12 protein-coding genes are annotated in these 9,997 nt (G+C 63.8%); 6 read left to right on the top strand and 6 right to left on the bottom strand.

Annotated features, from left to right (window positions below; translation table 11 throughout):
* The first annotated feature begins 217 nt into the window (after nucleotides 1-217).
* Nucleotides 218-1,006 carry a DUF4167 domain-containing protein gene (locus Q0687_RS23555; protein WP_298882043.1) on the top strand — a complete coding sequence of 263 codons (789 nt, stop codon included), beginning with the start codon at nucleotides 218-220 and terminating at the stop codon, nucleotides 1,004-1,006.
* A gap of 100 nt (nucleotides 1,007-1,106) precedes the next feature.
* Here the strand turns inward: Q0687_RS23555 and Q0687_RS23560 are convergent, their stop codons facing one another.
* Entirely contained in the window at nucleotides 1,107-1,853 is a 747-nt protein-coding gene (locus tag Q0687_RS23560) for a methyltransferase domain-containing protein (RefSeq protein ID WP_298882045.1), read from the bottom strand.
* Nucleotides 1,854-1,961: 108 nt separating this feature from the next.
* Between Q0687_RS23560 and gloB the strand changes: the two genes are divergently transcribed.
* The 3 genes from gloB to Q0687_RS23575 all read left to right on the top strand — a co-directional run bounded on the left by gloB (nucleotide 1,962) and on the right by Q0687_RS23575 (nucleotide 3,919).
* On the top strand, nucleotides 1,962-2,729 hold the full coding sequence (gene gloB / locus Q0687_RS23565) for a hydroxyacylglutathione hydrolase (RefSeq protein ID WP_298882047.1): 768 nt from the start codon (nucleotides 1,962-1,964) through the stop codon (nucleotides 2,727-2,729).
* Between the two features lie 9 nt (nucleotides 2,730-2,738).
* A complete protein-coding gene (locus Q0687_RS23570) occupies nucleotides 2,739-3,161 on the top strand; it encodes a cupin domain-containing protein (protein ID WP_298882048.1) in 423 nt (140 codons plus the stop codon).
* 74 nt (nucleotides 3,162-3,235) lie between these two features.
* Entirely contained in the window at nucleotides 3,236-3,919 is a 684-nt protein-coding gene (locus tag Q0687_RS23575) for a flavin reductase family protein (protein WP_298882049.1), read from the top strand.
* A 7-nt stretch (nucleotides 3,920-3,926) separates the two neighbouring features.
* Here the strand turns inward: Q0687_RS23575 and Q0687_RS23580 are convergent, their stop codons facing one another.
* From Q0687_RS23580 to Q0687_RS23595, 4 genes are all read right to left on the bottom strand, one after another.
* Nucleotides 3,927-4,211, bottom strand: coding sequence for a hypothetical protein (locus Q0687_RS23580; RefSeq protein ID WP_298882052.1), 285 nt, complete (start codon nucleotides 4,209-4,211; stop codon nucleotides 3,927-3,929).
* Entirely contained in the window at nucleotides 4,208-5,077 is an 870-nt protein-coding gene (locus Q0687_RS23585) for an EamA family transporter (protein WP_298882055.1), read from the bottom strand. The genes Q0687_RS23580 and Q0687_RS23585 overlap by 4 nt, the downstream gene beginning before the upstream one ends.
* Nucleotides 5,078-5,179: 102 nt before the next feature.
* Nucleotides 5,180-5,905 carry an acetoacetyl-CoA reductase gene (gene phbB, locus Q0687_RS23590; RefSeq protein ID WP_298882058.1) on the bottom strand — a complete coding sequence of 242 codons (726 nt, stop codon included), beginning with the start codon at nucleotides 5,903-5,905 and terminating at the stop codon, nucleotides 5,180-5,182.
* Nucleotides 5,906-6,153: 248 nt separating this feature from the next.
* A complete protein-coding gene (locus Q0687_RS23595; protein ID WP_298882061.1) occupies nucleotides 6,154-7,332 on the bottom strand; it encodes an acetyl-CoA C-acetyltransferase in 1,179 nt (392 codons plus the stop codon).
* A 313-nt stretch (nucleotides 7,333-7,645) separates the two neighbouring features.
* Here Q0687_RS23595 and phaR point away from each other — a divergent pair, with 313 nt between their 5' ends.
* Both phaR and Q0687_RS23605 read left to right on the top strand, forming a co-directional pair.
* Nucleotides 7,646-8,236 carry a polyhydroxyalkanoate synthesis repressor PhaR gene (gene phaR / locus Q0687_RS23600; protein WP_298882064.1) on the top strand — a complete coding sequence of 197 codons (591 nt, stop codon included), beginning with the start codon at nucleotides 7,646-7,648 and terminating at the stop codon, nucleotides 8,234-8,236.
* 106 nt (nucleotides 8,237-8,342) lie between these two features.
* Nucleotides 8,343-8,960 (top strand): class I SAM-dependent methyltransferase, encoded by a 618-nt coding sequence (locus Q0687_RS23605; RefSeq protein ID WP_298882067.1) that lies wholly within the window; start codon nucleotides 8,343-8,345, stop codon nucleotides 8,958-8,960.
* A gap of 6 nt (nucleotides 8,961-8,966) precedes the next feature.
* Here Q0687_RS23605 and Q0687_RS23610 read toward each other — a convergent pair whose 3' ends face one another.
* Nucleotides 8,967-9,854, bottom strand: a complete 888-nt coding sequence (locus tag Q0687_RS23610; protein ID WP_298882069.1) for a branched-chain amino acid aminotransferase — start codon at nucleotides 9,852-9,854, stop codon at nucleotides 8,967-8,969.
* Nucleotides 9,855-9,997 lie beyond the last annotated feature (143 nt).

Raw genomic sequence — 9,997 nt, forward strand, 5'->3', positions numbered from 1 at the left:
TCTTCCCCTTCAACAAGGCAAATGCAAACGAGAGATGTACTAATCCATTATTTGAGTGGGGAACGCGTCTTTGTTGAACGCGACGGTCGACGAACATTGGCAGGGTTCAATCCGCCCTTGCGCGCGGTGCGCGCGAGGCATGTGAACCGCTGTCATCAGGTCACTCCTAGCAATCAGTAATGCGTGCAACCTTTAGGGCTGGAATTAAAGGCAGGACATGAGAAACGGTCAAAACAAGCAGCGGATGCGCAACCGCAACAACAACAACAATAACAATAACAACAACCGACGCGGCCAGAACCCGATGACCCGGGTTTACGAATCGAACGGCCCCGACATCAAGATCCGCGGCACCGCCTCCCACATCGCCGAAAAATACCTGCAGCTGGCGCGTGACGCGCGTTCCTCGGGCGACCCGGTTGCCGCCGAAAACTACTACCAGCATGCCGAGCACTATTTCCGCCTGATCGCGGCGGCCCAGGAACAGTTCCGCCAGAACCAGCAGCCGCGCGGCGACGAACCCGTCAGCACCAGCAGCGATGACGGCGAGGACGACGGCGAGAATTTCTCGGCCTTCGGCCAGGAGCCCGGCTTCGTTCCACAGCCGCCGCAGCAGTCCTTCATGCGCGACCGCGACGGCCAGCGCGACCACCAGCGTGACTTCCAGCACCGCGACAACCAGCAGCAGCCCTATCAGCGCGATCAGCAGCAGCCCCGCGAGCATCGCGAACGCGACCATCGTCCGCAGCCGCAATATCATCAGCAGCCGCAGCCGCCGAACCAGCCGCAACCTGTCGTCGCCGATGCCGGTAGCGTCGACCGTCTGCCGTCCTTCATCACCGGTGCACAGCCGCAGGCCAACGGTGCGCCCGCCGGCTTCGAAGGTGGCAATGGCGGCGGTGGCGAACGCTATCCGCGACGGCGGCGCCGGCCGCATGGCGGCCCGCGCCCCGAGCGCGAGGCAGCTCCGGCCGCCACCAGCGACGATCTCGCCCCGGGCGAATAGGTCGCACTTCGATCTTGACGAATTGCAATCGTCCCGGCCTCGCCGGGACGATTTGTTTTTGACGACGATTGGTGGCGGCGTTCGCGGCAGCGCCTCAGTCTCAGCCCCGCCTCATCGTGGTCGAGGACGGCACCAGCACCGGCTTCGCCAGCGAGGGAATCAGCCTGGCACGTTCGCGCTTGGCCGGGATCGCACGATAGACCTGCTTGGTCGCCTCGACGATGTGGACACCGGCGAAGGGCAGCGAGAGCGCCGCGCCGGCACGCTCCCACATCTGCGCCGATTTCAGCACCCAGCGGCCCGCATAGGGCGGCATGAACAGCGCCTCGCCCCAGCCTGTGGGCGTGAACCAGGTCTGGCGCAAGAGGTCCGTAATCTGCGAGCGCGAATAGGGACGGCCGTGGCCGAACGGCGTGTTGTCGCTGCGCGTCCAGACGCCGCGCCTGTTCGGAATCACCGCGATGACGCGCCCCGAAGGCGACAGCACGCGCCAGACCTCGCGCAACAGCGCGGCCGGATCGTCCGACATCTCCAGCGCATGGACCAGCAGGATGCGGTCCACCGCGGCGTCGGGAAGCGGCAGCGAGAACTCGTCGACCAGCGCGGCCAGCGCAGGCCGCCCGGTCGGCCATTTCAACACGCCCTGGGCTGCCGGCATGAAGGCGATGCAGCGCTCCGCGTCCTCGCGGAACAGCCCGAGATAGGGCGTCGGATAGCCGACGCCGAGCACGCGCTGCCCCTCGGCGCCCGACCAGCGCTCCCTGATGCCGCGATTGATCATCTGCCGCGCCACGATGCCGAGGCGGCGGGAATAGAATTCTCTGAGGTCGACGACGTCGATGGTCATGATCGCAATGTAACATGCGCTGGGGCGCCGCTGCGCGCCCAATATTGCATTGCCTGCGCAACGTTAACGCCATATTTGTCAGGCGGGGCTGAGCGCGATGGAGATGTCATGGCCGCCGAAATTCGTACTTTCACCTGTTTAAACGACAATTTCGGTTATCTGATCCACGATGTGGAAACCAAGGCAACCGCGTCGATCGATGCCCCGGAAGCCGGTCCCATCATCAAGGCGCTGGAGCGCGAGGGCTGGCAGCTCACCGACATCCTGATCACCCACCATCATGGCGATCACGTCGGCGGCGTTGCCGAGCTCAAGAAGAAATACGGATGTCGCGTCGTCGCGCCGCATGACAAGACGACGAAAATTGCCGACGTCGATCTGCGCGTTGCCAATGGCGACGTGGTCAAGGTCGGCACGCTGCTGGGGCGCGTGCTGGAGACACCCGGCCATACGCTCGACCACATCTCCTACGTGTTCGACACCGAGAAGACGCTGTTTGCCGCCGACACGCTGTTCTCGATCGGCTGCGGCCGCGTGTTCGAGGGCAACTATCCGATGATGTGGGACTCGCTGCTGAAGCTGCGCGCCCTGCCCGACGACTTCAGGCTCTATTGCGGGCACGAATACACAGCGTCCAATGTGAAATTCGCACTCACGGTTGAGCCCGACAATGCGGCGCTCCAGGCGCGCGCGGCGGAAGTCGCGAAGCTTCGGGCCGAGAACAAGCCCACGATTCCCTCACTGCTTGGTGACGAGAAGCGAGCAAATGTGTTCCTGCGCGCTGATGCGCCCGAGGTCGCCGCCAAGCTACACATGAAGGGCGCGGATGCCGCCGCAGTGTTCGGCGAGCTGCGCGAGCGCAAAAACAAATCCTGACGGGGATCGATGCCGACCGCAGCCGAGATCATCGCGCGCCTTGAGCTCCGCCCGCATCCCGAGGGCGGCCATTACCGCGAGACCTTTCGCGACCAGACCACCGACGCAAATGGCAGGTCGCGCTCGACCCTCATCTACTTCCTGCTGGCGCGCGGCGAGCGCTCGCACTGGCATCGGATCGATGCAGTCGAGACCTGGCACTATTACGCCGGCAGCCCGCTGACACTGCGCATCGCCCACGAGGGATGCTCCCAGCACGAGGTGCGGCTCGGCACCGATCTCATCGGCGGCGAGCGGCCCCAGGCGATCGTGCCTGCCGACGCCTGGCAGATGGCGGAGACATCAGGCGAATGGACGTTGGTCGGCTGCACGGTGGCGCCGGCATTCGAGTTCGCAAAGTTCGAACTCGCACCGAAGGGCTGGGAGCCATAAGCGCGATCTGAAATCGGGTGGGTTCGATGCGTGTCCCGCGTTAGGAGAGCGCTTCCAGTCAACAGGAGCGCACGATGCACGGAACACTCGGCCCCACCGCCGTCCAGATCGATCCCGCTATTTTATATTTCGGAACGCCGGTCGTCCTCATCGGATCGACCAACGACGACGGCTCCCACAATCTCGCACCGATGTCCTCGGCCTGGTGGGTTGGATGGCGCTGTATGCTCGGGCTCGGGCGCAACTCAAAAACCACCGAGAACATGATTCGCACCGGCGAATGCGTGCTCAATCTGCCCTCGGTGGATCTTGTTGCTGCCGTCGATCGTCTCGCCCGCACCACAGGCTCGAATCCCGTGCCGCCGAGAAAACTCTATCGCGGCTATAGGCACGAGAAGGACAAGTTCGGCCTCAGCGACCTGACAGCGTTATCGGGCGAGACGGTCAGCGCCCCGCGCGCCGCCGAGTGCCCGGTGCAGATCGAAGCGAAGGTCGCTTATGTGCACGAGATGGCGCAAGACGATGCGATCTGGCGCGGCAATCTCACCGCGATCGAGGTCCGCATCACCCGCGTCCATGTGCATCCCGGCATCATGATGGAAGAGGCACCGAACCGCGTCGATCCCGACAAATGGCGGCCGCTGATCATGAGCTTTCAGGAATTTTATGGCCTGACGCCACAGCGCCTGCAGCGCTCCGAGCTCGGACAGATTCCGGAAGCGATGTACCGCCCGCCGGGCTGGCAGCCGGCGCTTTAGCCGAGGATCAATCTAGATCGGCTGGCGCGGGAGCCCGAACAGGCAGTCGACGAATAATCCTCGTCGGAAGGCTTTCGTAGGCCGGCCGATAGCCACCGATTCGATATTCTTCTACGGTCAGTTGGATGAAGGATTTTCCATCGGTTACCGTAACCGTCTCGGGTCGGCCATTCCCGCGCTCGCTGCGATGAATGCCCGTGAACGTTTCGGGCGTCGCGCTGACTTGCGCAACGACACTCGGGCCGGAGAGCATCACGGTGAACGCCAGCGGAATCGCAATCAACCGCATCATCGCTTCCTCAGCACCATATCCTTCGCCGCGATCAGGCCGCCGCCGGCGATCAGGATAGCGGCAACGGCGATGTTGGCGCTGGCTTTGGCGAAGCCGGCGGCGATGAGGAAGCCGGTCGACAGCAGCGGCGTCGCGTAAGACGCGGCGCCGAGAACGCGGATATCGCCGCGCTTCATGCCGATGTCCCAGGCGTAGAAGGCAGCTCCCACTGGACCGATGCCGAGCCCGATCACGGCAAGCCATTGCAGCGCGGTCTCCGGCCACACCGTGGTTTCCAGCACGCCATGCATCAGCGCGGCGAGCACTGAAGTGGCAAGGCAGAAGCCTGCGACCGCATCGGTCGGGACGGCCTTCAGCCGCCGTGACAGCACCGAATAGGTCGCCCAGACGAAGGCGGCGATGAAGGCCGCGATCAATCCCGGCACCGCGCCCGGCGCGAAGCCGGTGGTATTGCCGGCAAACAGCAGCACAGTGCCGACGAGGCCGAGCACGGCGCCGATGATGTGATGCATGGCGAGCCGCTCGCCCGGCAGGAAGGACGAGAACAGCACGATCAGCAGCGGCCACATGTAATTGAGAAGGCCGGCTTCGGCGGGCGGCGCGAAGCGCAGCGCTAGGAAATACAGCGCGTGATAGCCGAACAGGCCACCGACGCCGACAACCCACACGACCAGCGGCTGGCGCAGGCTCTTCGCGGCGTCACCGCGGCCGATCCAGGTGAGGAGCCCGACGAGACCGCCGATCGCGAACGTCATCGCGGCGAGCTGGAACGCCGGAATCTTCCCGGTCGCCACCGTCATCACTGACAGCAGCGACCACATCAGGATCGCGGTCAATCCGATCAGTGTGGCGGCGCGCGGGGTCATCGATCAAAAGGCTCTGAGGACGCTTATGCCCGGCACGAGGCCGGGCATTTGCGCTCTTCACTATCGCCTTGTCTCGCCCAACGCTACAGGCTTGATGTCCTGTCAGGCCTGATACTGGCCGCCGTTGATGGTCATGGTCGATCCCGTGATGAAGCCGGCATCGTCAGCTGCAAGGAACACGACCGCGCGCGCGATCTCCTCGGGCTCGCCGAGACGGGCGACCGGAATCTGCGGGATCACGTTCTTCTCCAGAACGTCCTTCGGCACGGCCTGCACCATTTCGGTGTTGATGTAGCCGGGGCAGATCGCGTTCACGGTGATGCCGCCCTTGGCGTTCTCGAGCGCGAGCGCCTTGGTGAAGCCGATGTCGCCGGCCTTCGCCGCGGAATAGTTGACCTGGCCGAACTGTCCCTTCTGGCCGTTGATCGACGAGATCGAGATGATGCGTCCGAATTTTCGCGAACGCATGCCCTCGATCACCTGACGCGTCATGTTGAACAGCGAGCCGAGATTGGTGTTGATGACGGCGTTCCACTGCTCGAGCGTCATCTTGTGGAAGGCGGTGTCGCGGGTGATGCCGGCATTGTTGACGAGCACCTCGACCGGCCCGAGATCGGCTTCGACCTTCTTCACGCCCTCGGCGCAGGCATCGAAGCTGCTGACGTCCCATTTGTAGACGGCAATACCGGTCTCGGCCTTGAACTTCTCCGCCGCCGCGTCGTTGCCGGCGTAGCTCGCAGCGACCTTGTAGCCGGCCGCGTTCAACGCCTTGCTGATCGCAGCTCCGATACCCCGCGTGCCACCCGTCACCAATGCAACTCGTGCCATATCGTATTCCTTCCCTTGGACTCTTCGGACGTTTCTGAAGTGATCGTTTTTAGTGATGGATTATGCGGTTGGTTTGACGGACATCAAGAACAAAACGCCCGGCGTTGAGCCGGGCGTTTGTATTTAGTCGAGGCTTGCGCGGTTGCGAAGAATATTTGATTTGCAACCGCCGCCTTTTTAGTCGCGTGCATCGCACTCACTTAGTGTGCAGCGCACGCACAAGTTCATCGTTCAGCGTGGCGTCAGCTTCAGTCGCGCGCCAGACACATCGCGATACCCATGCCGCCGCCGATGCACAGCGTGGCAAGGCCCTTCTTCGAATCACGCTTCTGCATTTCGTGCAGCAGCGTCACCAGCACGCGCGCGCCGGACGCGCCGACCGGATGGCCGATCGCAATCGCGCCGCCATTGACGTTGACCTTCGACGTATCCCAGCCGAGGTCCTTGTTGACCGCACAGGCCTGTGCCGCGAAGGCCTCGTTGGCCTCGATCAGGTCGAGGTCGCCGACGCTCCAGCCGGCCTTCTTCAACGCGGCGCGCGAGGCCGGGATCGGGCCAGAGCCCATGATCTTCGGATCGACGCCGGCCTGCGCCCAGGACACGATGCGCGCGAGCGGCTTCTTGCCTTCCTTGGCGGCCTGCTTGGCGGTCATCAGCACCACGGCGGCAGCGCCGTCATTGATGCCGGAGGCCGAACCTGCGGTGACAGTGCCGTCCTTCTCGAAGGCGGGACGAAGCTTCGCCATCGCATCGAGGGTGGCGCCATGGCGCGGATATTCGTCGGCGCTGACGACCACATCGCCCTTGCGGGTCTTGATGGTGACGGGCACGATCTCGTCGTTGAACTTGCCGGCCTTCTGCGCGGCCTCGGCCTTCTGCTGCGAGGCCACAGCGAACTCGTCCTGCTGGGCGCGGGTAATCTGCCACTGCCGCGCGACGTTCTCGGCGGTGTTGCCCATGTGGTAGCCGTTGAAGGCATCCCACAGGCCGTCCTTGATCATGGTGTCGACGAATTCGAGCGCACCCATCTTGACGCCGCCGCGCAGGTATTGGGCGTGCGGGGCCATGCTCATGGATTCCTGGCCGCCGGCGACGACGATCTCGGAATCGCCGTTGAGCAGCGCCTGGTAGCCGAGTGCGACCGTGCGCAGACCCGAGCCGCAAAGCTGGTTGACGCCCCAGGCGGGGCTTTCCACCGGAATGCCGGCGTTGATCGAGGCTTGGCGGGCCGGATTCTGGCCCTGGGCCGCGGTCAGGATCTGGCCCATGATGACTTCCGAGACCCGGCCGGGCTCGATGCCACCGCGCTCCAGCGCGGCCTTGATGGCGATGGCGCCGAGGTCGTGTGCGGGAAGGGTCGCGAAGGCTCCGTTGAAGCTTCCGACCGGGGTGCGGGCGGCGCTGACGATGACGACATCGTCTGACATGGGCATCTCCTGAGGCTTGAGGTTCTGGGTAGAGGGGCGGCGGGGCTGGAAAAGCGTTCGCCAGTCTCGTGAGCCATCCTGTTAACGTCGTTGAGGCATGTCAATCGGCCGGCGACCGAATTCATGCCGCAGCGCATTCAAAATAGCGTTCTTGGCGCTTTCGCAAGCAAGATTTTGCTCCGGGATTAACCGTGCCGCACAAAACGGTAGCGTGAGCCCTTTGAAAATGCTTATTTTGTTGCGTTGCGTACTCTTCCCGCCCTGCGGCATAGCCCTGCAGGTTCCTGTTCTCCGCGTTTGCAAGTGAGAGCCCATGGCGAAATCAGACCAACCCACCACGATCAAGAAATACGCGAACCGCCGGCTCTATAACACCGGAACGAGCACCTATGTGACGCTCGAAGACCTCGCCGCCATGGTCAAGGACGGCGAAGATTTCCTGGTCTACGATGCCAAGACTGGCGACGACATCACCCGCTCCGTGCTCGCCCAGATCATCTTCGAGCAGGAGAACAAGGCCGGACAGAACCTCCTGCCGACCACCTTCCTGCGCCAGCTGATCCGCTTCTACGGCGACAGCATGCAGATGGTGGTGCCGAAATATCTGGAGCAGTCGATCGCGACGTTGACCCAGGAGCAGGAGAAGTTCCGCAAGCAAATCGCCAACACGCTGTCCGGCACGCCCTTCGCGCCGCTGGAAGAGCAGGTCCGCCGCAACATGGAGCTGTTCCAGCAAACCTTCTCGATGTTCAAGCCGTTTGCCCCGCCGGCCCGCTCGGCCACTCCGGAGCCGGAGGCCGATGCGAATGCCGAGCCCGCCAAGGACACCAACATCGACGACCTGCGCCAGCAGATGAAGGACATGCAGGAACGCCTCGAGCGGATGTCGAAGAAGGACGAGTAGTCCCGGCTCCGCACGGGCGCGTCCGCATGCCGCGGGCGCGCGGACTGCCAATTGATTACGGCATCGCGACCAGAGCGCTGCCATGCCGGCCAAAGCCGGAGCCGTCATGTCCGACCGCACCACGCACTGGCAGCACGTCTACGCCACCAAGGGCGAGGCCGAGGTCAGCTGGTTTCAGGACACCCCGGCGATCTCGCTCGAGATGATCCGAGCGGCCAGCCCCGATCGAAACACTGCCATCATCGACATCGGCGGCGGCGCGTCGCGATTGGTCGATGCGCTGCTGCAGGACGGATATCGCAATCTCGCGGTGCTGGATCTCTCTGCCAATGCGCTCGATGCGGCGAAGGAGCGTATCGGCGCGGCGGCGTCGACGGTCGACTGGATCGTGGCCGATGCCACCACATGGCAGCCGGTGAAGAGCTACGACGTCTGGCACGATCGCGCCGCGTTTCACTTCCTGACCGATCCACGCGACCGGGCCGCCTATGTCGAGCGCCTGCGATCGGCGGTGGCGGCAGGCGGGCACGTGATCATCGCGACGTTCGCGCCTGACGGGCCGGAGAAATGCAGCGGCCTGCCGGTGCAGCGGCACGACAGCGCAAGCCTTTCAAGCGAGCTTGGGCCCGAATTCGAACTGGTCGAGACGCGGAGCGACATCCACCGCACGCCGTGGCAATCGACACAAGCGTTTCAGTTCAGCCGGTTTCGGCGGCGCGGCTAGCTCTCGTCAGGCCGCCAGCTTCACCGCATGCGCAAAGTCCCAATAGAGCTTTCGCGCCTTGGTGTAGAATGGACCCGGCTGCAGCTCCCGCTCGTCGATGCGAATCACGGGCGCGACCTTCGCGAAATTCCCGGTCGAGAAAATCTCGTCGGCGGCGAGGAAGTCCTGATAGCGCAGCGTTTGCTCGACGACGGTGACGCCGTCGGCGCGCAGCAGGCTGATCACGCGCTGGCGCGTGATCCCGTTGAGGAAGGTGCCGTTCGGCGCCGGCGTGAAGACAACGCCATCCCTGGCCATGAAAACGTTGGAATTGCCGAACTCGGCGACGTTGCCGAGCATGTCGAGCATCAGCGCGTTCTGGAAGCCACGCGAGGCGGCTTCGGCAAGCGCCCGCGAATTGTTCGGATAGAGGCAGGCGGCCTTGGCGTCGACCGGCGCGCATTCGGCCGTAGGCCTGCGGAACGGCGACAGCGTGATCGCATTGCCTGTCGGCTTTGGCATCGGTGCCTCGTAGATGCACAGGCACCAATTGGTGGTCTCGGGGTCGAACAACACGCCGCCGCCGGCGCCATTCTGCGCCCAATACATCGGACGGATATAGAGCTCGGCATTCGGCGAAAAGCGCGCGATGCCTTCGCCCGCGAGTGCGAGCCAGGTGTCGGCATCGACCACCGGCTTCAGGCCAAAATTGATCGCGGATTGATTGGCGCGGGCAACGTGCCGGTCGAGATCGGGCGCCACGCCCTCGAAGGCACGCGCACCGTCGAACACCACCGAGCCGAGCCAGGCGCCATGGGTGCGTGGCCCCATGATAGGCACATTGCCCTCGTGCCATTTGCCTTCGAAGAAAGTCCAGCTCGGCGAATAGTCGATCGGCTTCTTGATTTCGGCCATTTCCGGCCTCCCTCGAAATTATCCCGGCACTATTGTCCCAATTTCTAAACGATTTGCTGCGGGGACCTGGTGAGTTACCCTCTCCCCCTGTGGGAGAGGGTGGCTTCGCGGAACGCGAAGCCGGGTGAGGGGTTCTCTCCACG

It is taken from the genome of uncultured Bradyrhizobium sp., assembly GCF_936928535.1.
GTDB lineage: Bacteria > Pseudomonadota > Alphaproteobacteria > Rhizobiales > Xanthobacteraceae > Bradyrhizobium.